20 protein-coding genes are annotated in these 20481 nt (G+C 71.2%); 14 read left to right on the forward strand and 6 right to left on the reverse strand.

Annotated elements, in window-relative coordinates; translation table 11 throughout:
• A partial coding sequence (locus tag ACFU8Q_RS12805) for a hypothetical protein (RefSeq protein ID WP_384451878.1) occupies positions 1-629 on the forward strand: 629 nt, incomplete at its 5' end.
• Complete coding sequence (locus ACFU8Q_RS12810; protein ID WP_384451881.1) at positions 626-1453, forward strand: glycosyltransferase family 2 protein; 828 nt, start codon at positions 626-628, stop codon at positions 1451-1453. The genes ACFU8Q_RS12805 and ACFU8Q_RS12810, both read left to right, overlap by 4 nt.
• A gap of 1 nt (position 1454) precedes the next feature.
• Here the strand turns inward: ACFU8Q_RS12810 and ACFU8Q_RS12815 are convergent, their stop codons facing one another.
• Positions 1455-2615 (reverse strand): glycosyltransferase, encoded by a 1161-nt coding sequence (locus ACFU8Q_RS12815; RefSeq protein ID WP_384451884.1) that lies wholly within the window; start codon positions 2613-2615, stop codon positions 1455-1457.
• Between the two features lie 106 nt (positions 2616-2721).
• On the opposite strand from ACFU8Q_RS12815, the gene ACFU8Q_RS12820 reads away from it, so the two are divergent.
• Positions 2722-4236 (forward strand): hypothetical protein, encoded by a 1515-nt coding sequence (locus tag ACFU8Q_RS12820; protein WP_384451887.1) that lies wholly within the window; start codon positions 2722-2724, stop codon positions 4234-4236.
• Here ACFU8Q_RS12820 and ACFU8Q_RS12825 read toward each other — a convergent pair.
• Genes ACFU8Q_RS12825 through ACFU8Q_RS12835 form a run of 3 tightly spaced genes read right to left on the reverse strand, consistent with a single transcriptional unit; the run spans position 4205 to position 8381 of the window.
• Positions 4205-5449, reverse strand: coding sequence for a hypothetical protein (locus ACFU8Q_RS12825; protein ID WP_384451890.1), 1245 nt, complete (start codon positions 5447-5449; stop codon positions 4205-4207). The two genes, ACFU8Q_RS12820 and ACFU8Q_RS12825, sit on opposite strands and share 32 nt — an antisense overlap.
• Positions 5446-7119, reverse strand: coding sequence for a lipopolysaccharide biosynthesis protein (locus ACFU8Q_RS12830; protein WP_384451892.1), 1674 nt, complete (start codon positions 7117-7119; stop codon positions 5446-5448). The genes ACFU8Q_RS12825 and ACFU8Q_RS12830 overlap by 4 nt, the downstream gene beginning before the upstream one ends.
• Positions 7116-8381, reverse strand: coding sequence for a glycosyltransferase (locus ACFU8Q_RS12835; protein ID WP_384451895.1), 1266 nt, complete (start codon positions 8379-8381; stop codon positions 7116-7118). The genes ACFU8Q_RS12830 and ACFU8Q_RS12835 overlap by 4 nt, the downstream gene beginning before the upstream one ends.
• Before the next feature lie 210 nt (positions 8382-8591).
• Here ACFU8Q_RS12835 and ACFU8Q_RS12840 point away from each other — a divergent pair, with 210 nt between their 5' ends.
• A complete protein-coding gene (locus ACFU8Q_RS12840; protein WP_114242908.1) occupies positions 8592-9041 on the forward strand; it encodes an adenylyltransferase/cytidyltransferase family protein in 450 nt (149 codons plus the stop codon).
• Here the strand turns inward: ACFU8Q_RS12840 and ACFU8Q_RS12845 are convergent.
• Positions 9007-9738 carry a CDP-alcohol phosphatidyltransferase family protein gene (locus ACFU8Q_RS12845; RefSeq protein ID WP_384451898.1) on the reverse strand — a complete coding sequence of 244 codons (732 nt, stop codon included), beginning with the start codon at positions 9736-9738 and terminating at the stop codon, positions 9007-9009. The genes ACFU8Q_RS12840 and ACFU8Q_RS12845 overlap by 35 nt on opposite strands.
• Positions 9739-9916: 178 nt before the next feature.
• The gene (locus ACFU8Q_RS12850; RefSeq protein WP_384451901.1) at positions 9917-10600 is read right to left on the reverse strand and encodes a ribonuclease H; all 684 of its coding nucleotides are present in this window, start codon (positions 10598-10600) and stop codon (positions 9917-9919) included.
• A 132-nt stretch (positions 10601-10732) separates the two neighbouring features.
• On the opposite strand from ACFU8Q_RS12850, the gene ACFU8Q_RS12855 reads away from it, so the two are divergent.
• The 10 genes from ACFU8Q_RS12855 (at position 10733) to ACFU8Q_RS12900 (ending at position 20443) form a co-directional block, all read left to right on the forward strand.
• Complete coding sequence (locus tag ACFU8Q_RS12855; protein ID WP_384451904.1) at positions 10733-10924, forward strand: DUF6381 family protein; 192 nt, start codon at positions 10733-10735, stop codon at positions 10922-10924.
• Between the two features lie 364 nt (positions 10925-11288).
• Complete coding sequence (locus ACFU8Q_RS12860; RefSeq protein ID WP_384451907.1) at positions 11289-12245, forward strand: PmoA family protein; 957 nt, start codon at positions 11289-11291, stop codon at positions 12243-12245.
• Between the two features lie 295 nt (positions 12246-12540).
• Complete coding sequence (locus tag ACFU8Q_RS12865; protein WP_384451910.1) at positions 12541-13611, forward strand: LacI family DNA-binding transcriptional regulator; 1071 nt, start codon at positions 12541-12543, stop codon at positions 13609-13611.
• Between the two features lie 219 nt (positions 13612-13830).
• Positions 13831-14589, forward strand: coding sequence for a GntR family transcriptional regulator (locus ACFU8Q_RS12870; RefSeq protein ID WP_384451913.1), 759 nt, complete (start codon positions 13831-13833; stop codon positions 14587-14589).
• Positions 14586-15002: a substrate-binding domain-containing protein gene (locus tag ACFU8Q_RS12875; RefSeq protein WP_384451916.1), complete on the forward strand. Its 417-nt coding sequence runs from the start codon at positions 14586-14588 to the stop codon at positions 15000-15002. The genes ACFU8Q_RS12870 and ACFU8Q_RS12875 overlap by 4 nt, the downstream gene beginning before the upstream one ends.
• A 72-nt stretch (positions 15003-15074) precedes the next feature.
• Positions 15075-15260, forward strand: a complete 186-nt coding sequence (locus ACFU8Q_RS12880) for a hypothetical protein (protein WP_384451919.1) — start codon at positions 15075-15077, stop codon at positions 15258-15260.
• A 130-nt stretch (positions 15261-15390) separates the two neighbouring features.
• Positions 15391-16485 (forward strand): Gfo/Idh/MocA family protein, encoded by a 1095-nt coding sequence (locus ACFU8Q_RS12885; protein WP_384451922.1) that lies wholly within the window; start codon positions 15391-15393, stop codon positions 16483-16485.
• A gap of 456 nt (positions 16486-16941) precedes the next feature.
• A complete protein-coding gene (locus ACFU8Q_RS12890; protein WP_384451925.1) occupies positions 16942-17160 on the forward strand; it encodes a hypothetical protein in 219 nt (72 codons plus the stop codon).
• A gap of 3 nt (positions 17161-17163) precedes the next feature.
• Positions 17164-17385, forward strand: a complete 222-nt coding sequence (locus tag ACFU8Q_RS12895) for a hypothetical protein (protein ID WP_384451928.1) — start codon at positions 17164-17166, stop codon at positions 17383-17385.
• A gap of 46 nt (positions 17386-17431) precedes the next feature.
• A complete protein-coding gene (locus ACFU8Q_RS12900) occupies positions 17432-20443 on the forward strand; it encodes an alpha-mannosidase (RefSeq protein ID WP_384451931.1) in 3012 nt (1003 codons plus the stop codon).
• Positions 20444-20481: the final 38 nt, after the last annotated feature.

The following is a 20481-nucleotide window of genomic DNA, read 5'->3' on the forward strand; positions in this document are numbered from 1 at the left end:
CGTCCTCCGACGGGCACAAGGCGGCGGGCGATGAAGGGCCGTCCGCCACCCGGGCCCCTGTCACGGCGCCCTCGGCGGGTCCCGGAGCCGTCGCATCCAGCGGCCCTTCGGCTCCGCGGACGAGCGAACCACCGAAACTGCCCACCGATGAACTCACCCCGGCCACCGGATCCTTCAACAAGAAGCAGAAGGAGTACCTGGTCGACCGCGTGCCCAAGGGCATGGACCCGGCGGCCGTGCTCCAGACGGGTCAGGAGACCTGCGACAGGCTGACGTACCTGGTGAAGGCCGACCGGGAGGTGGCGGTCGCCGCGATCGTGACGGGTGAGATCGCCGATGCGGAGCCCGCCGTCGAGCACCTCTGCACCCAGCACGAGGAGCTGGTGCGGGAGGCCTCGCAGGGGTACGCGGACGGCACATACAAGGACGAGCAGATCCGGCCGGGCCGGTACCACGACGTGACTCCCACCGAGAACTGCACCTGGCAGATCACCGGGGCGAACGGCAAGAACCTGGTGTCGGGCTCCTCCGCCTCCGGAAAACGGGCCGAGATCACCGTGCCGGAGACGGCCCGCGCCTTCACCTCCACAGGCTGCTACGCCTGGCTGCCCGAAGGAGAGCAGGGATGAACAAGCTGCCGATAGCCGTGGCGATCCCCACGAAGAACGAGGGGCTGAACATCGCCGAGGCGGTGAATTCGGTGCTCGGCCACTTCGAAGCGGTCGTCGTCGTGGACTCCGACAGTACGGACGACACGGCGAAGATCGCCGAGGAGTGCGGGGCCGAGGTGATCAACTACAACTGGGACGGCGGCCATCCGCGCAAGAAGCAGTGGTGCCTGGACCATGTCCGCACGGACCTGGACTGGATTCTGCTGCTCGACGGGGACGAGCGGCTCAGCCCCGGTCTGCTGGCCGAACTGCGGCAGCTCTTCGCCGATCCCGGCGCACCGAAGCCGGCCGCGTACGACATACCGCTCGGTTACTGGTTCTCCGGGAAGCGGCTGCGGCACGGCTACACCATCCGCAAGCGGTCGCTCACCGACCGCACGCGTTGCAGATATCCGGAGGTCGGGGATCTCGAAGCGCCGGGCATCGGCGAGGTCGAGGGCCACTACCAGCCGGTCGCCGAGTCGGCCGGTTCGCTCCGCAATCCGATCGAGCACCAGGACCTCGATCCGGTCACCGCCTGGTTCGAGCGGCACAACCGCTACTCGGACTGGGAGGCCTGGCTGGAGCATCATCCCGAGGTCAAGGAGCAGGTGCGGAAGGTGAAGTCACGCCAGGGCCAGCTGTTCCACAAGGCACCCTTCAAGCCTCTTGTGTCGTTCGCGTACATGTATGTGTACCGGCGGGGATTCCTGGACGGGCGGGCGGGCTTCGACTTCGCGCTGGCGATGAGCTTCTACCGCTGGCAGATCGCGCTCAAGTCCCGTGAGGGGAAGACCGTTTGACTCAGTGACCCTTCCGGCGGACCACGTCTTCGTAGGTCCGCCGGAGGGTCCGGGTCACGACCTCGATGGTGAACTGCTCATTGACCAGGTCCCAAGCGGCCTTTCCCGCACTGGCGTTGGCCTCGGGCTCAAGGAGTTCCAGAATCGCCCCGGCCACCTTGAGCGCGTTCTTCCCGTCCTCGCCGACCCGGCTGTCGATCACCCGGCCCGCCCCGGCCTTCGCGACATCGGGGCCGAGGCCACTGGTGCGGGTGATGACCACGGGGGTGCCGACGGACATCGCTTCGAGGACGGAGACGGCCAGGGGTTCCTCGATCGACGGCAGTACGTACACATCGGCATCCCCGTCCGCGGCCAGAACCTCTTCGTGGCCGAGCGGCCCCATGTGGTGGAGGGATTCCATCACCCCTAGTTCGCGGGCGAGTTCGAGAGTCTCCGACAGCGCTCCGGTGTCGGGGCCGGCGAGCACGAACCGCGCGTCCGGGTGCTCGGCCAGGACCGTCGGCATCGCGGCGACGAAGTCCTGCGGACGCTTGCGCTCCTGGATCCGGCCCAGGAAGAGGACCGTCGGCGGCCGCCCCGGCGCGCGGGCGGGCTTCGGCTCCTGCGGCCGTACGCCGTTGACCAGCCGTACGGTGCGGGTCAACGCCACCGGTGCGGCAACGGCGTTCACATCGAGGCGTTCCCTCTCAGTCAGATGCAGCACGGCGTCGGCTTCGCGCAGCACCTTGCGTACGCCCAGCAGATCGGTCAGCTGGGCGACCCGCTTTTCGGTCGGGTCCACCATGCCGTGGGTCTGGACGACCAGGGGCGTGCGGGAGGCCAGCGCGAGCAGCGCGGCGGGGAGCGTCACCAGGTCACGCATCAGGTGGACATGGACGAGATCGGCGCCGCGCATCATGCGCCGGGCGGCGAGCAGGAGCGCGCCGGAGGTGATTCCGCTGACCTCGAACATGGGGAGCAGATGACGGGCCCGGAAGAGATGGACCGGGACTCCCTCGACCTCGCGCGGCAGCCGCCCCTCGAAGCCGTCGCCCAGCGCCATGATGCGGGCGTCGTCGCCGCCGGCCCGCTGGACCTTCGACAGGTTGAGCGCCACCCTTGTCGGGCCGCCGAATGCGTGGTCCGGAGTGTGCAGTGTGACGACGTGCAGGATCTTCACCAGAGTCCCCCTCAGTCTCGGCCGGTCTTTTACAGAATAGTCATCCAAACCCCCCAAGTGGGCTGATTCGTTAGAGTGTTCACAGATCCACGGAACGGGGGGGCAGATGACGTCCGTGCACGAGGCGGCGCCGTCCGCCCCCGTACCGGAGCACGGCCCGCAAGGCCCGGTCCAGCCTCCGGCGAAGCCCCTGGTGTGGGCCATGCTGTCGCGCGCCCTCGCCGTGCCGCTCATCCTCGGCCTGGTCTGCTTCCTGCCCGCGGTGATCGCCGCGCAGCCGGGCCCCGGCGTCCGGGACACCGCGTACTGGCTGCAACTCGCGCTGACCTGCTATGCGGGGGCCCGGCTCGCCACGATGATCCTGTCCACCCGGCGTCGCCTGCTGCAGGGCGTCTTCTGGATGTTCGTGTACATCGCGATGGGGGTGGCACCGTTCGCGCAGGTGGTCATCGGGCAGACCCCGACACCGATGGTCGGGCCGCGGTCGGATCTGGTGACCGCCATCGCGCTGGTCCTGGTGGGGTGTGCGGCGTTCGACCTCGGGGCGCTGCTGGCGTCCCGGCGACTGCTGCGCCGCCGGGCCGCCGCACGCTCCGGGAACGGTCCGGCAACGGCGCACCGGGTGCGGCTCAGGCTGTTGGTTGTGCTGGCCTTCGCGGCGAGCGGCTATTACATCGTGAAGCTCGGCGGGCCCGCCATCTTCTTCACCAGCCGGCAGGAGATCAGCGCCTCGGTCGCGGTCAGCGGGGTGGCGTCGGCCCAGTCCAACGTGGGATCGGCGTTCCTCAAGGGGTTCGGTACGGTACCCGCGCTGCTGGCGCTGCTCTTCTGCACGCGCCGGCTGGTGACCTCGCGCAGGGCCCGGCGATCCCCCTCGACGGTTCTCGTCTGGTGTGCGCTGCTGATCCTCAACGTGATCGTCAACAACCCGATTTCCAATGCCCGTTACTGGTTCCTGACGGTGCTGGTCTCGCTGCTGTTCACCGCGTTCCCGAGCAGTGCGGCGATGTACCGGTCGGTGCTGGCGATGGGGGTGGTCGGGGCGCTGGTGCTGTTCCCGTACGCGGACCGGTTCCGCTACGACAGCACCGGGTACCGGCCGATGGAGTCGTCGTCGGTCTTCGAGCCGCTGACCACCAAGGACTACGACCAGGCGGTGATGTTCGCCAACACCATCGCCTGGGTCGATACCCGGGGCCACACCTATGGGCGTCAACTGACGGCCTCCGCCCTCTTCTTCGTGCCCCGGTCGGTGTGGAGCGGCAAGCCGGAGGACACGGGGGTGCGCGTCGGACAGTGGATGGGGATGAATATGACCAACCTGTCGGCGCCGCTGTGGACCGAGCTCTGGGTCGACTTCGGCGCTCCGGGCATGGTCGGCGCCTTCGCGCTGATCGGGTACGCCGCCGCGCGCACCGACCGGCGTTACGCGCGCGCGGTCTCCCGGGACGGCCCCGGCCCCGGCAGCGTTCTGGCCATTGCCGCGCCTTTGATCGCCGGGTACAGCTTCATTCTGTTGCGCGGGCCGTTGCTGCAGTCCGTCGGGAAGCTGGCGGTCGCGGCCCTCTGTCTGCTGCTGGTCACCAGTTTCAGGAGCCGGAACGGATGGCGCCCGCGCTGACGGGCGCCTCGTCGCCCGCGGTGCGGCGGCTCAGCCGGGCCACCCGGGCCCAGGTGGCCACCGCCTTGCAGACCGATCCCAGGCACAGGCCCCAGGCCGCGCCCGGCACCCCGCCGAGCACATAGCCGCCGGTCAGGAAGGCCACGGCGGCGAGTGAGAAGACCACCTGGATGGAGAGAGTGGTACGGGGGTCGAGCATCCGCAGGGCCAGCAGTCCGCAGGTGCCGACGGCCATCGCCGCGTACTGGCTGCCGGTCGCGGGGAGCAGGGCGGCCGCCGTGGGCCAGGTGTCGCCGAGCAGGTGGCGGCCGATCCCGTCGGGAAGCAGGGCGAGTGCGGTGGCCCAGGCGGCGGCCGTGGCGGCCAGGACGGCGGCGAGCGTCGCCGTGGCACGTACCCTGCGCCGCTCGGAGGAGAGCCGTCCGAGCAGCGGCGGGCCGAAGCCGGTGGCCGAGGTGAACAGTACGTTCAGCGGTCCGAAGAGGGTGGTCGCGCCGCGCAGGGCGCCGACCACCAGCGGGTTGCCGACCGTGCCGAGTCCGAGTACGGAGAGCTGACTGGTGGCGTTGCCCACGCCGAACTCCACCACGAAGCGCCGCCCCAGATGCCCACGCCGCAGCAGGGCCGTGAGCCGCAGCGGTGTTCCGGCCACTCTTCGGTGCAGCAGGGCGGCAGACAGCAGCAGGGCCGGCAGCGCGGACAGTCCCCAGACGGTGACGAGCCGGGCGGCCGGGGCGCCGTGGGGCTGCATGGCCAGCGCGCCCAGCACACAGGCCAGTCTGAGCACGTCACCCGCCAGTGCCAGGTGCGGCAGGTGCAGGGTGGAGAAGGCGTACCGCATGGTGTCCTGCCCCAGAACCACCGGCAGGACCAGTCCCAGCATCATCAGGGCACGCGCGGTGGCGCCCGGCAACGGCAGGCAGACGGCGGCGAGCAGGGCGCCGAGCCCGGCCGCGGCGAGCAGGGTGAAGGTGACCGCGGACCGGCACGCGCCGCCCACCTCGTCGCTCTCGCCGCGCCGCAGGACGAGCGGCTGCCCGATGTAGGCACCAAAGACGCCCAGCAACACGGTGAAGACGAGATAGACCGCCGAGAAGCGGGCGAAGTCGGCCACGGTGGAAAGCCGGGCGGCGGCCACCAGCACCAGGATGTTGGTGAGCGCCGCGACGCCCTGGTCCGCGACCGAGCAGAGGATCGCGGTCCGTGCCTTCATCTGTGTCCCGCGGTGGAGTCGAAGGTGCGCAGGCCGAGGGTCTCGGCGGGGTCACCGGCGCGCTCGGGGCCGTGGCCGTCTTCGGCCCGGCCGGGCCGGTCACCGCCCGCGCGGCGCTTGCCGGCCTTCTTGCGGGCCCGGCGCTCGTGGCGGCTCCGGCCGGGGTGCAGCAGGGCGCCGAGCACGGTTCCGCCGGCCGCTCCGATGATCTCGCGGATCCGTTCCAGGTCGCTGCGGTGCACCTCGCGGGGGTCGCAGACCACCACGACACCCTCCACCCGGTCGATCAGCGCGACGGCGTCGGCGTACGACAGCACGGGCGGGGCCAGCACGATGACGACGGCGCCCGGCCGGTCGCCCTCGGCGACGATCCGTCCGACGGGCGCTGAGGTCAGGGCCCGGGGCACGTTGTCCGTGCGCCGGCCCGCTATCAGGGTGAAGGCGCCCGATCCGGGGACGTCCACGTTCATCCGGCTCTCCGACGGCCAGGCCCGGTCGCCCTCCGTCGCCCAGCGTGGCCGGGCGCCCTGCACGGCCGGGCCGAGGGCCCTGGCCAGGGACGGGGTACGCAGATCGGCCTCCATCAGGAGTACGTCCCGTCCCATCTCGGCGAAGGCGGCGGCCAGGTTGACGGCGGCGGCGGCCGGCGCGTCACCGTCCCCGCGCGGGGACGTGACCAGGAGTCTGCGGCGCTGGGCGAACGACGGATCGTAGGCGAGCCGGAAGGCGACCGCCCGGTACTCCTCGGCGAGCCGGCTCCCGCTCCGCCCGATGGCGAGCAGCGCGCCCGCCGCTGCCCGCTCCCGGGGCAGGATGCCGAGCAGCGGGGCGCCGAGCGAGCGGACCAGCTCCCGGGTGGAGCGCACGGCCGGGTCGAAGACGAGGCGCACCCAGGACAGCAGCAGTCCGAGCGCGAGGCCGACGACACCGCCGAGGCCCAGCAGCAGGGGAAGTCCGGCGCCGGTGGGCTCGGTGGGCGCGACGGGTTTCTTGGTGAGGTAGCCGGGGGTGGTGTCCAGGGCGCGCAATTCGGAGATCTTCCGGCTCAGTTCGGAGATCGACACGACGAGGTTGGCGCGGGCGCTGGTCACGTCGTTGCTTCCTACGGCCTGATCGGCGAGTTGGTCGCGCTGTTCGGTGAGCGGCTTCAGCTGGGCGCGGTAGCCGTCGACCATGTTGGCGATGCTGTCCTCGGTGCGTTGCCGGCGGATCTCCAGATAGGCGTCGGCGAGCGCCTGGGCCCGCGCCTTCGCGAGGGCGGGGGTGCGGCCGGTGTACGAGAAGCGCAGCACGAGGGTGTTGGGCGGGTTGGTGACCTGGAGGCCGGACAGCAGGGTCCCCACCTCCACCGGGTCGCCGTGCCTGGCCAGGGACCCGACGGCCAGGGTGCCGACAGTGTCGCTGACGGCGGTCTGCCGCTCGGAGCCGATGTTGATGCCCTTGTCGGCGGAGGCGCCCGCGGCGAAGGGGTCGGAGGCGGCGGACCGTACGACGACCTCGCCCGTCGACGTGTAGTTCTCCTCGCCGCCGAGGGCGAGCCAGCCGCCGCCGAGCAGTCCGACGACTACGCCGGAGGCGAGCAGTGCGCGGTAGCGCAGGAGCTGGCGGAACTGGTCCCGCAGCAGCGCGGGTTCGTCCTGGTCCTCCAGGGCGCGGATCGGCTGGGTCATCGGTGTGGTCTCCCTTGTGCGTCCGCGAGGACCTCGGTGAGCAGTGCGTCGAAGCGGGCGAGGCCCGCCTCCCGGCTCAGGTGTCGTGCGACGTACCGCGGCCCGTTGGCGCCGAGCCGGTCCGCCTCGGCCGGTGCCTCGACGAGCTTGCGTACGGCCGAGAGCAGCGCGGCGGGGTCCTCCGGTGCGACGAGGATCCCGGCGCCGGACCGGTGGATCTCCTGGGCGGTGCCGCCCGCGTCGGCGACCGAGCCGACGACGGGGCGGCCCGAGACGAAGTACGAGGTGAGTTTGGACGGGACGCTCATGTCGAGCACGGACGCCCGCTGGGTCACCGCGAGCACATCGGCCGCGGCCAGGATGTCGGTGAACTCCTCCGAGGCGGCCGGCGGCAGGAAATCGAGGTTGCGCAGGCCCGCCGCGCGCCCCAGCAGCGCCGCGCGCTGGTTCCCGTCCCCCATCAGCACGAAGCGGATCCCCGGCGCCAGCCGGGCCGCGTCGACGAGGACTTCCAGGCCCTGTTTGAGCCCCATGTTCCCGGAGTGCAGGACCACGGGGGCGCCCTCGCTCCAGCCGAGTTTCGCCCTCGTCCGGGCGCGGTCGGCCGAAGGCGCCCGGACGTGCGACCAGTTGGGGACCAGACGGATGCGTCCGGGGTCCACGCCGTACGCGGTGACGCGCGGGACGAACGACTCGTGGATGACGCCGACGAGGGCGGCGCCGCGCAGCGCGTATCGTTCGGCCGCCGAGGCGACGGCCGCTGCCCTGCCACCGCCCCGGATTCCGCTCTGCGCGGCGGCGGCGCCCATCAGGTCCTGCACGACCGGTATGTACGGGACGCGCCGGCGGCCGGCCAACCGGGCTCCTATGACGCCGCCCGCGAGGCTGGGCATCTGGGAGATCACCGCGTCCGGCGGGCGCGGAAGGGGCGGTGGCAGCAGTCCGTGCCCGAGCACCGTCGCCTCGAACGCGGCTCGGCGCAGGGCGCTCTGCCGGGTCGGCACATAGTGTCTTCGCCGGTGGACCGTGACCCCGGCCCGCTTCTCGGTGACCCGCCACACGCCCCGGTACCCGGCCTCGGTCCGCCAGGACGGATAGTGCGGCATGCCGGTCAGTACGTGGGTCTCGGCCCCGGACGCGGCCCAGTGCTCGGCGAGCTGCGCGGCGTACGGGCCGATGCCCGTCAGCTCGGGTGCGTAGTTCGTCGAGACGACCAGCAGCGTACGGCCCTCGAACGGTGTGTGTCGGTCGGCATCGGACATGGACGCTCGCCTTCCCCCCGGAACATCTGTGTTCCCCCCAAGGAACAGCCCCAAAAGTGAGCTTATCCGTTCACGTGATGCGCAAGTGGTCTTCACAGTAAGGTCGTTGCACCATCAACACCGATACCGATATCCCGCTCCAGCGGACGCCATGTCCGGACAACTGCCGCGGGACACGGACATCACGTTCACCGTGGGGGGAGAGAACGGATGGTGCACAGGGTCGGCTACGCGCCGGGTGTCTACGACCTGTTCCACATAGGGCACCTGAACATCCTGCGGCATGCCCGCAGCCAGTGCGACTACCTCGTCGCGGGCGTCGTCTCGGACGAGATGGCCGCGCTCGCCAAGGGCCACAAGCCGGTGATTCCGCTGCCGGAACGGCTGGAGATCGTACGCAGCGTCCGCTACGTGGACGCGGCGTTCGTCGAGACGGTCCCCGACAAGGTCGAGACCTGGCAGCAGGTCAGGTTCGACGTCATCTTCAAGGGGGACGACTGGCGGGACACGGAGAAGGGCAAGCGGCTGGAACGCGACTTCGCCGAGGTCGGCGTGGAGGTGGTCTACTTCCCGTACACCGTGCACACGTCCAGCACCCAGCTGCGCCGGGCGCTGGACACGCTCGTCAGTCCGCAGTCCGGAGCGCTTTCAGCTCCCTGAACCACTTGGCGAGGAACGCCACCAGGAACAGCGCGTGCACGACGGCGAGCACCGCGTAGCCGACGCGGAACGCGGTCCGGTCGCCGAGCAGCAGGAACACCAGGCAGAACACCCCGTAGTCGGCGGGCAGCAGCGCCACGGCCCGCGCCCGGGACACCGGGCCCGGGCCACTGCCACCCGCCACCGGCCGTACGGCCGCCTTGCCCAGCTGCTCACGCAACAGCCCGGCACAGAAGGTCAGCACGGCGGTGAACAGGAAGCCCAGCGGCAGGAACAGCCAGCCCTGGGACGACAGATCGAAGAACCGCTGGAACGAGATCAGAACGGCGGTGTGTACGAGGATCATCTTGGCGCAGTCCACGACATGGTCCAGCCACTCGCCGTCCGGCCCTCCCCGCCCGGTCAGCCTGGCCAGCTGCCCGTCGGCCGAATCGAGGGCGAAGCCGACGACGAGGCCCGCGTACACCGCAGCCGCGAGCCCCCAGGACGGCCGGACGAGCGCCACCGCGACGACGGCCGCGAAGGTGAACGTCGCACTGATCAAGGTGACTTGATTGGGCGACAGTCCGATACGGTACGCGACGGCGGCGAACACCCGGCCGGTCGGCCGGTTCACGTACCGCGAGTACAGCGACACCCCCTTGGCCGTCTTCTGCGCACCGCGCAACTCGCGCAGAACCGTGCCCGTGCTTCCCATACGCCCCCCAGCGTGTCGCGGCGGCACCGGCAGGGCATCGGTGATGCGCCGCGGTTGCCGCCGTCGGAGCCGCATCATGGCACGCGGCCGCTATCACGCGTGGCCACTCGCCCGCTCCCGCCGCCGATCGGCGCCCGCAGGGCCCGCGCCGGGTGCGCGGGCCCGGCGGATCCGCGCCTCAGGCGGACGCGGTGCGGCACTCCGGGTGGCCCCAGCCGTTCGGGTTCTTGGCGATCATCTCCTGGGCCGCATAAGGCTTTCCGCAGTGGCAGCGGCCGGCGAACCGGGCCCGGATGGTTCCACCGGAACGTGCCGCACTCCCCGCCTTCTTCGCCGGAGCACCCTTGCTCCGCCCCTCCGTCGCGCGGGCGGGAGCGGGCTTCGGCAGCTGTGAACCGTGTGCGGTACCGGCCGGCCGCTGCGCCACCGCGGCCTCGCTCGCGGCCTGATCGGCAAGGGCGTTGAGCGGGTCCCCGTCCACCTGGTGGGCAGGGACGTAGACGAACTTCACGGTACGGCCGGTCAGCAGGGCGTCGATACCCGCCACCAGGTCACGGTTGGCCACCGGCTTTCCCGCCGATGTCTTCCAGCCGTTGCGCTTCCACCCCGGCAGCCACTTCGTCACCGCGTTCATCGCGTACTGCGAGTCCATCCGCACCTCGACCGGCACGGACGGGTCCGTGGACTCCAACAGCTCCCGCAACGCCGTGAGTTCGGCGACGTTATTGGTGGCCGTCCCGAGCGGCCCCGCCTCCCAGCGCTCCGGTCGCCCCTGCGCATCGGCCACGACCCACGCCCAGGCCGCAGGCCCCGGATTGCCCTTCGATGCCCCGTCACACGCGGCGATGATGCTCTCGTTCATGCCACCGATCATGCCAGCGCCGTACGACCCCCTCGACACACGATCACGCTGCGTGACGATTCGAGGTGCGGTGAACCGGCGGCGCTGGTTCTCTGATGGAGCCCGCTCTTCCCAACCGCACAAGGAGCGATGATGAGCGTTGCACGTGAATCCGGTGACCGTGCGCAGCAGCTGCGCGAAAAGGCCCGGCAGATGAACGAGGCCGCCGAGCGCACCACCGACCCTGAGCAGCGGCAGCGGCTCCAGGAGAAGGCACGCAAGCTGCAGGAGCAGATCGAGCAGCAGGGCAACATGGGCACCGGGAACATCCGCCCGCCCAAGTAGTACCCGCCCCATGTAGTACCTGTCTCACGCGAACGGCCGACGTCTCGCCGCTCTTCCATGAGTGAGTGGCAGCCGTCGGCCGCTTCGCTGCGGCGGAGCGGCGCGCGGCACTTGGCGGCCGGCTCGTCGCTCGGACTGCGTGATGGTGTGGCGGCGGTCACCACTCACGCTGCGTGACGGCGTGGCCGCCTCGTTCGGCTTCCGTCGACTGCTCCGGTGGCCCTTCCCGATGCCCGCCCCGGCATCAATGAGGGCGGGCGCACGCGAGCCGGCCACCGGCTCGCCGCCCTTCTTGTTGACGTCCGTCCGGCGTAGGCCCTAGGTTGCGGTAAGCGCTTTCCAGCCCGCCCGGGAGACTTGGGACATGAGCAGCCCACTGCGCATCACGCACACCCACGGAGACCGGATCACGGTCACGGAGGAGCGGGGCGGCATCGATCTGATCAGCTACGTCTACCGGCCGGAAGCGGCCTGGGAGGCGCCGAAGCCGTACGTCCACCCCGTGCGCACACTGACTGATAACGTTGTCACCGATTACCGTCCCAACGACCACCGCTGGCACAAGGGTCTCCAGATGACGGCTTCCCACCTCTCCGGGCAGAACCTGTGGGGAGGCAACACCTATGTACACGGCCAGGACTACCGGGCGCTGCCCGAACGCGTCGGATCGATGGCACACCTCGGCTTCGACGAGGTGGCGGCGGAGGCCGGACGCGCGGTCGTCGCCGAGCGGCTGAGCTGGCGCCACCACGACGGCACGCACTGGGCGGACGAGCGGCGGCGCATCGAACTCCATGACGTGGAACACACCGGTTCCGGCACCGACGCGACCTGCGCCGGTGGCAGCTGGACGCTGACCTGGTCGAGTTCGATCACCAACCGGCGCACCGAGCCGCTGCACTTCGGCAGTCCCACGACGCAAGGCCGGGAGGCGGCGGGCTACACCGGTCTCTTCTGGCGCGGGCCGCGCGCCTTCCGAGGCGGGCAGATCCTCGGGCCGGACGCCGCCGGCCCCGAGCTGATGGGAACGCAGGCATCCTGGCTCGCCTACAGCGGCGAACACGACGGCGCCGACGGGCACGCCACACTGATCTTCCAGCACGCCCCGGAGAACGATCACACGGGCGCGGGCGGCACCCACCCGGCACACTGGTTCGTCCGCAACGAGCCCTTCGCGGCCGTCGCCCCTTCCTTCGCGTTCTACGACGAACTCGAACTCGCCCCGGGTGACACCCTGGCCCGCCGCTACCGGGTCACCATCGCGGACGGGGCCTGGGACCGGGGGCGGATCGACGAGTACCTCGCGGATCATCCCTGGTGAACGGGGACGCGGACCGGCTCGGACCGCCCGACGCGCGAGGCTCGCGCGGCTGCGGCCGGGGGCCGTTCCGGTGAAAGCCGCACGAGGCGCCGGGAGGCGACACCGGTGTCCGAGCAGCTGCCCGCCGGGTACTCGCCGCGGAACTGCCCGAACATCGTTCCCACCCGGCTCACCGCGGGCGGTTCGGCGGACGGGACCGGGCGAGGGAGTACGAACCGGCCGGCGCCGGCGCTGGGGCCGGATCCTCATTGCGTACGTAACGGGAAAACGCTTTCAGTCCGGCTATCGTAGACGTATGCAGAGCCGGGTCAATCGACGTTCCGCCCGTCCCCGCCCGCCGTCCGCCGTGACGCTCCAGCAGGTCGCGCAGGACGCCGGGGTCTCTCTCGCCACGGCGTCGCGCGTCCTCAGCGACAGCGACCGCAACGTCACCCCGGAGCTGCAGGAGCGCGTCCTGGAGGCGGCTGCCCGGCTCCGCTATGTGTCCAACGCGCCGGCCCGCGCGCTCGTGCAGTCCACGACGTCCATCGTCGGCCTGATCGTGCACGATGTGAACGACGCCTACTGTTCCGCGATCGCCGCCGGTGTCATGGAGGTCGCCCGTGACCACAAGCTCCTCGTGATGCTGGCCGGCACCTTCCACGAGCCCGGGCTCCAGGCGGAGTACGTGGCACGGCTGCGGGCACAACGGGCCCGCGCCGTCGTCCTCGCAGGATCGGGTTTCACCGGCGGGAGTCCCGCGCTCGCCCAGGAGCTGGAGGCGTTCGCGGCGCAGGGCGGCCGGGTGACCGCGGTCGCCCACCAGGATCTTCCGGTGGACACGATCCAGCCGGGAAACCGTGAGGGGGGCCGCGCGGTCGCCGAGCACCTCGCCCTGCTGGGACACACGGAGATCGGCATCGTCTGCGGACCCCTGGCACTGGTCTCCGTCAAGGACCGGCTGCACGGCTTCCTGGAGCGCGCGGCCGAGCTCGGCATCTGCGTACAGGAACGCCACCGCGTCGAGGCCGACTTCACCCGCGACGGCGGCCGGGCCGCGGCGGTGCGGCTGTTCCGCAGTTCGCCGGGGATCACCGCGCTCTTCGCGCTCAACGACGCCATGGCGCTCGGGGCGCTCGCGGCACTCCGTGACGACCTCGGGCGGAGCGTACCCACCGATGTCTCCGTCGTCGGCTTCGACGACCTGCCGTTGGCCGGCGACGTCACGCCCGCCCTGACCACCGTACGGCTGCCGCTCGAAGAGATCGGCCGCCGGGCACTGCTGCTGGCCCTCGGCGACGCGACGGCTTCGCCGCGCACGCTCGTCGTGCCGTCGCGTCTGGTGGTACGGGCCAGCACGGCGCCGCCGCCCCGTGCGACCGCCTGAGACCCGGCACCGGCCTCGCGTCCCCGACCGTCGGGCCGCCCCGTCACCGGTCGGAACCCTGTTCGGACCAGCTGGTTTGACGCATTGAAATGACAACTCGCCGCCTTGACATATTAATTGGCGATAGGTTCGCTGCAACCCTCTTGATATGACGCGTTAATCGCCTCCACACTGAGGTCAACGCCGATTGACGCGTCAAATCCGGGGGCTGGTGGCTGAATGGGTACGTCCGGGCCCAAGTACCAGCGGATCAAGAATGAGTTGCGGGCCGAAGTGGCACGTGACGAGTACGAGACCGGCGCTCCGTTCATCACTCAGAACCAACTGCGCGAGCGCTTCGGCGTCAGCTCCACCACCGCCGTCCGGGCACTCAACGACCTGGTGGCAGAAGGGCTGTTGGTACGGCGCCGGGGCCTGGGGACCTTCGTCGCCGATTCCTCGGACCGGACCGCGGAGGCGTCCCCGGCCCATCGGTCCGGCGTGGTCGCCTGCGTCATCAGCGGCCAGGGCCCGTACCAGTCCGAGGTACTGCGCGGGATCGAGTCCGGCTGTTCGGACCGGGGACTGCGGCTGTTCTTCTCCGACTCCGCGGTCCACATGACGGACACGGGGCACGCCGACCACACCGCGTCCCTGGCCCGCCAGGACCAGGCACTGCGCCGGGCCGTCGAGGACCGGGTCGAGGGGATCATCCTCTACCCCGTCCAGGGGGCGCCCGATCTCGCCGTGCTCGACGAGATCCGGCGCCTGCGCATCCCCATGGTCCTGGTAGACCGGTATTTCCCCGGCCTCGCCGTCGACGCGGTCACCGCCGACAACTACCACGTCGGCTACCGGCTCACCGAGCACCTGCTGGCCGACGGCCACGAGCGCATCGCAACGCTCTGGGGCGAGACGCAGTGCACCAGCGTCCACGACCGGATGACGGGGCACAAGCAGGCGCTGCGTGCCCATGGCCGGCCGCTGCTCCCCGGTTGACGGCGCTGCGCTCCTACACGGCACTGTCCGAGCGCGACCGCCGACAGCTGCTGTCCGAGCTCCTGCGCGCACCCGAGCCACCGACCGCCCTGTTGTGCGCGCACGGCTTCGCCGTCGCCACCGCCGCCTCCGATCTTGCCTCGCTCGGCATCGCCGTGCCCGACGAGATCGTGCTGGCCGGCATGGACGACGCGGGCCCCTACGATCTGCTGCCGCTCACCAGCTTCGCCGCCCGGCTGCCCGCCAGGGAGATCGGGGGCCGGGCGGTCGAGCAACTGGTCACCCGGATCGCGGAGCGCACGGCGGGCGAGGACCCGTACCGCAGCGCCGAGCAGATCGTGCTCCCCGTCCGGATCAGCACGCGTGAGTCCTTGCCGGTCCGGCTCCGTACCGTCGCCGCCCGCCGGCCCTGAGGGAGGAGACTCCTGTGTCCGCCGCCCCCACACCCCGTACCCCGTACCCGCGAGCTCGGGACCGACGTCCTGGTGGTCGGTGCCGACGAGCTGGTGACGGTCAGTGCCCGGTACGTCGTCGATGCGACGGACCTCGGCGAGCTGCTCGACCTCGCGGGCGCGGCACCGAGCACCGGCCCGCTTCCTTCCAGAGCCGGTTGGGCGGCTCGCTCGGCCTCGCCCTCGACTGGCCGGACCGGCTCCGTACCGGACCCGTGACCAGTACCGGGGCGCGCTACGCCACGCTCTGAGACCCGCTGCCCTTTCTTCGGGAACGGCACATCTCCGATGTTTTGAGAAACGCTTACCCACCTTTGGCGACTCACGCCCTCAGCCTGGACGGCCCTACGTGACTGTGACTCCCTACCGTGTCCTGCTCGTCGGCGCGGGCAACATCGCCCGCGCCGTCCATATGCCCGCGTTCCTCGAACTCCCCTCGGACTTCTCGGTGGCCGGCGCCGTCGACGCCGATGCCACCGCGGCCGGCTCCTTCGCCGACCGCTTCGCGCTCCCCCACCACTCCACGGATCTCGCCGCGTCCCTGAGCGAGGTCCGCCCCGATCTCGTCGTCATCGCCTCGCCACCCGTCGCCCACCGCGAACAGGTCGTCGCCGCCCTGAGGGCCGGGGCCTGGGTGTGGTGCGAGAAGCCGCCCGCGCTCAGTCTCGCGGAGTACGACGCCATGACCGCCGCCGAGGGCGAGCGGGGCCCGTACGCCCCGATCGTCTTCCAGCACCGGTTCGGATCGGGCGCCGAGCACGCCAAGGCCCTCATCGCCTCCGGCGAACTCGGTGCGCCGCTGGTCGCCCACTGCCAGACCACCTGGTACCGCGACGACGCCTATTACGCGGTCCCGTGGCGCGGGAAGTGGGCCACCGAGGGCGCGGGCCCCGCCATGGGGCTCGGCATCCATCAGATCGATCTGCTGCTGGAACTGCTCGGGGACTGGGCCGAGATCCGGGCCATGGCGGGTCGGCTGGCCCGCGATGTCGAGACCGACGATGTCACCACCGCCACCGTGCGCTTCGCCTCGGGCGCCCTTGCCACCGTGGTCAACAGCGCCCTGTCACCGCGTCAGCTGAGCCATCTGCGGATCGACCTGCGGGACGCCACGATCGAGCTGAACCATCTGTACGGATACGGCAACGGAGACTGGGCCTACACCCCGGCCCCGGGTGTCGACCCCGGCCGGGTGGCCGGCTGGACCTCCCCCGGCGAGGACGTCCCCAGCTCGCACAGTGCCCAGCTCCGTTCGCTCCTGGCCGACATGCGGGCGGGCCGGCGGCCCAGGGCGAGTGCCGGGGACGGCCGCCGTTCCCTGGAACTGATCACCGCGATGTACAAGGCGGCGCTCACCGGCCGCCCCGTCCTGGCCGGCGAGATCGGGCCGGGCGACCCGTTCTACACGGCACTGCACGGCTCCGTGCCCGGCTGGGCGCCCTAAGGGCTGTCCCGTAGTCCCTGGCGGGCGCACGACGACAGCTACGGCACCTCGCCGCGTTGTCGGAACGCCCGAATACAGCCAGTATGCGAGCGCCCCTCCGCCTTGCGATGCACCGCATCTGACGCCGCGCGCTGATCCACCAGGGACTACGGGGCAGCCCTTAGGAGCCGGGACGATGACCTGCCGAGGGGACCAGCACGTCGAGCGCGCCCTGCTGCTCACCTTCGACGACCGTCATGTGCACGAATGGGCCGCCACCGCACCGCTGTTCACTTTGTGCGGCGCCCGTGTCGCCTTCTTCATCTGTGAGCCCGACCGGCTCGACCGCGACGACGTACGGCTGCTGCGCCTGCTCTCGGACACGGCCACACCATCGGCTGCCACGGTCTGCGGCACGAGCGGGCGCCCGAGTTCATCGCCACGCACGGCGCGGCCGCCTTTTCCGACCGCGAGGTGGTGCCCGCCCTGGAGTCGCTGCGCCGCCTCGGTTTCCCGGCCCGGAACTTCGCCTGTCCCCGCAGCGCCCGTGACGAGAACAACGACCGGCTGCTGCTCACGCTCTTCGAGCGGCTGCGCGGCGGTGCGTCCGCCGACCGCCGCGCCGGTCCGTCGCTCGCCGACGAGCTGCGTGCCCCGACCGGAGACATCTCCGCCCGGCAGGTCCTGCTGGGGTGATCGGTGGACTCCGGGCGCGGGACCGTCGCGTACGGGGACGATCTGACCGGCGTGGAGACGGCCCTGCGCCGGACCGCCGCCGACGGTGGCGTCACCACGCTCTACGCCCACAGCGTCGCCGACGCCCATGAGGCCAACCATGTGATCCCGGCCCGCCTGGAGAAACTCCTGGCCCTGTCCGACGGGATGTCGCTGCCCTGCGTGGGTTTCGACGAGCTTTCCTGAACCACCACCCCGTCGCACACATTCATTCAGAGGGGCCCATTCACTCATGCACGACGACCGCACACTGACCGAGGAGCGGCTCGAGCGCGCCCTGCGCGAGCGCATCCGCCCGGCCGTCCATCCCCGCACGGCACCCCTGGAATTCGAGGTCTGGCACGCCCCCGGCGAACCGGTGCCGTTCGCCGAGGCGGTGGCCGCCGTCTACAAGCCCGGCGCACCCGGCGACGACTGGGGACCGGCCTGGGGCACCAGCTGGTTCCGGGTGACCGGCCGCGTCCCGGCCGCATGGGCCGGTGAGACCGTCGAAGCCGTCATCGACCTCGGTTTCGCCCGGGACCGGCCGGGGTTCTCCGCCGAGGCGCTGGCCCACCGGCCGGACGGCAGCGTGGTCAAGGCCCTCAACCCGCGCAATACCTGGCTTCGCCTGGGTGAACCGGTCGCGGGCGGCGAGGAGTTCACGTACTACCTGGAGGCGGCCGCCAATCCGGAGATCCTCGACGGTGTCAGTGCGCTCGGCGACCGGGAGACCGCGGGCTGCGAGCCGCTGTACCGCGTCGAACGGATGGACGTCGCGGTCTTCGACCGGCAGGTCTGGGAGCTGGTCCAGGACCTGGAGGTGCTCGACCAGCTGATGCGACAGCTGCCGCTCGGCTCCGCGCGCCGCTGGGAGATCCTGCGCGCGGTGGAACGCTGCCTGGACTCGATCGACCTGGACGCCGTGGGCGCGAGTGCGAGCGCCGCCCGGGAGCTGCTCCGTCCCGTACTCTCCTCCCCCGCACACGCCTCCGCCCACCGTGTGTCGGCGGTGGGTCATGCGCACATCGACTCGGCGTGGCTGTGGCCGCTGCGGGAAGCGGTGCGCAAGGTCGCCCGCACCACCTCCAATGTGGTCGCGCTGATGGACGACCATCCGGATTTCGTCTTCGCGATGTCACAGGCGCAGCAGCTGGACTGGCTGCGGGAACACCAGCCGGCGCTGTACGCACGGGTCAAGGAGAAGGCTGTGGCCGGGCAGTTCGTGCCGGTGGGTGGGATGTGGGTGGAGTCGGACACCAACATGCCGGGCTCGGAGGCGCTGGCCCGGCAGTTCGTGTACGGCAAGCGGTTCTTCCTTGAGGAGTTCGGGGTGGAGACCGAGGAGGTGTGGCTGCCCGACTCGTTCGGGTACTCGGCGGCGCTGCCTCAATTGGTGGCGCTCTCCGGTTCGCGCTGGTTCCTCACGCAGAAGATCTCGTGGAACACGACCAACCCGTTCCCCCACCACTCGTTCCTGTGGGAGGGGCTGGACGGCACCCGGGTCTTCACGCACTTCCCGCCGGTGGACACCTACGTGGCGGAGCTGTCCGGCAAGGAGCTCGCGCACGCCGAGCGGAACTTCCGGGACAAGGGGCGTGCGACGCGCTCGCTCGTCCCGTTCGGCTGGGGGGACGGGGGCGGCGGCCCCACCCGCGAGATGCTCGCGCGCGCCGGGCGGCTCGCGGATCTGGAGGGCTCGCCCCGGGTGACGGTCGAGAGGCCCGCGGACTTCTTCGCCGCCGCCGAGGCCGAGTACGACCGGCCGCCGGTGTGGCTGGGCGAACTGTATCTGGAGCTGCACCGCGGTACGTACACCTCGCAGGCGCGGACCAAGCAGGGCAACCGGCGCAGCGAGCATCTGCTGCGGGAGGCGGAGCTGTGGGCGGCCACTGCGGCTGTGCGAGCCGGATTCCCGTATCCCTACGAGGAGTTGGACCGAATCTGGAAGAGCGTGCTGCTCCACCAGTTCCACGACATCCTGCCCGGTTCGTCCATCGCCTGGGTACATCGCGAGGCGGAGGCCACGTACGCCCGGATCGCCGGGGAGCTCGAGGCGATCGTCGACGCGGCGCAGCGGGTCCTGGCGGGTGCCGCGGACGGCGGTGGCACGGTCGTCTTCAACTCCGCCCCGCACGACCGGGCCGGCGTGGCGGCGGGGGGTGCGGCGCTCGCGCCGGAGCGGGGGGAGCGGCCGGTGCGGGCCGAGGTGTGCGACGGCGGCTTCCGCCTGGACAACGGGCTGCTCCGGGTGACCGTGGACGGGCGTGGCCTGGTGGTCTCGGTCGTGGATCTGGTGGCCGGACGCGAGACGGTCGCCCCGGGCTGCGCGGCGAATCTGCTCCAGGTCCATCCGGATCTGCCCAACCGGTGGGACGCCTGGGACGTCGATGCCTTCTACCGCAATACGGTGACCGACCTGACGGAGGCGGACGTGGTGCGCCCCAGTGGTGACGGCGTCGAGGTGGTGCGTACCTTCGGCTCGTCCCGCATCACGCAGCTGCTGACGCTGCGGCCGGGGGCCCGGCGTCTGGACATCGACACCGAGGTCGACTGGCACGAACAGGAGAAGTTCCTCAAGGCGGCGTTCCCGATCGATGTACGCGCCGACCACTCCACGGCGGAAACCCAGTTCGGACACGTCCAGCGGCCCACCCACACCAACACCACCTGGGATGCGGCGAAGTTCGAGATCTGCGCCCACCGGTTCCTGCACGTCGGCGAGCCCGGCTGGGGCGCGGCGCTGATCAACGATTCGACGTACGGGCACGATGTGGCCCGTACGGTCCGCGCGGACGGTTCCACCACGACCACGGTGCGGCTGTCGCTGCTGCGCGCGCCCCGCTATCCCGACCCGGCGACCGACCAGGGCGTGCACCGGCTGCGGTACGCGCTGCTGCCCGGGGCGACGATCGGCGACGCGGTGTGCGAGGGCTGGCGGTTCAGCCTCCCCGAGCGCCGGGTGCCGGGGAGCTCCGCGGTGGCCCCGCTGGTCTCGGTCGATGACGGTGCGGTGGTCGTGACGGCGGTGAAGCTCGCGGACGACGGCAGCGGGGATGTGGTGGTCCGGCTCCACGAGGCCCACGGCGGACGGGCCTCGGCACGTCTGACGACGGGGTTCGCACTGGCCGGGGCGAGCGTCACGGACCTGCTGGAGCGGCCGCTCGCCGACGAGCCCGCCGAGGTGGTGGGTGACGTGGTGCGGCTTCGGCTGCGGCCGTTCCAGATCGTGACGTTGCGGCTCACCCCGGGCGCCGACGTGTGAGGCGTTCGGGGCGGGTGCGCACCGCTGCGAGCCCGCCC

Source organism: Streptomyces sp. NPDC057543 (assembly GCF_042801895.1).
Taxonomy (GTDB): Bacteria; Actinomycetota; Actinomycetes; order Streptomycetales; family Streptomycetaceae; genus Streptomyces.

What these genes read in the sequence shown, in the direction of transcription:
- ACFU8Q_RS12810 (WP_384451881.1), top strand. Translation starts at nt 626, where the DNA reads ATGAACAAGCTGCCGATAGCCGTGGCGATCCCCACGAAGAACGAGGGG.
- ACFU8Q_RS12820 (WP_384451887.1), top strand. Translation starts at nt 2,722, where the DNA reads ATGACGTCCGTGCACGAGGCGGCGCCGTCCGCCCCCGTACCGGAGCAC.
- ACFU8Q_RS12825 (WP_384451890.1), bottom strand. Translation starts at nt 5,449, where the DNA reads ATGAAGGCACGGACCGCGATCCTCTGCTCGGTCGCGGACCAGGGCGTC.
- ACFU8Q_RS12830 (WP_384451892.1), bottom strand. Translation starts at nt 7,119, where the DNA reads ATGACCCAGCCGATCCGCGCCCTGGAGGACCAGGACGAACCCGCGCTG.
- ACFU8Q_RS12835 (WP_384451895.1), bottom strand. Translation starts at nt 8,381, where the DNA reads ATGTCCGATGCCGACCGACACACACCGTTCGAGGGCCGTACGCTGCTG.
- ACFU8Q_RS12840 (WP_114242908.1), top strand. Translation starts at nt 8,592, where the DNA reads ATGGTGCACAGGGTCGGCTACGCGCCGGGTGTCTACGACCTGTTCCAC.
- ACFU8Q_RS12845 (WP_384451898.1), bottom strand. Translation starts at nt 9,738, where the DNA reads ATGGGAAGCACGGGCACGGTTCTGCGCGAGTTGCGCGGTGCGCAGAAG.
- ACFU8Q_RS12850 (WP_384451901.1), bottom strand. Translation starts at nt 10,600, where the DNA reads ATGAACGAGAGCATCATCGCCGCGTGTGACGGGGCATCGAAGGGCAAT.
- ACFU8Q_RS12855 (WP_384451904.1), top strand. Translation starts at nt 10,733, where the DNA reads ATGAGCGTTGCACGTGAATCCGGTGACCGTGCGCAGCAGCTGCGCGAA.
- ACFU8Q_RS12860 (WP_384451907.1), top strand. Translation starts at nt 11,289, where the DNA reads ATGAGCAGCCCACTGCGCATCACGCACACCCACGGAGACCGGATCACG.
- ACFU8Q_RS12865 (WP_384451910.1), top strand. Translation starts at nt 12,541, where the DNA reads ATGCAGAGCCGGGTCAATCGACGTTCCGCCCGTCCCCGCCCGCCGTCC.
- ACFU8Q_RS12870 (WP_384451913.1), top strand. Translation starts at nt 13,831, where the DNA reads ATGGGTACGTCCGGGCCCAAGTACCAGCGGATCAAGAATGAGTTGCGG.
- ACFU8Q_RS12900 (WP_384451931.1), top strand. Translation starts at nt 17,432, where the DNA reads ATGCACGACGACCGCACACTGACCGAGGAGCGGCTCGAGCGCGCCCTG.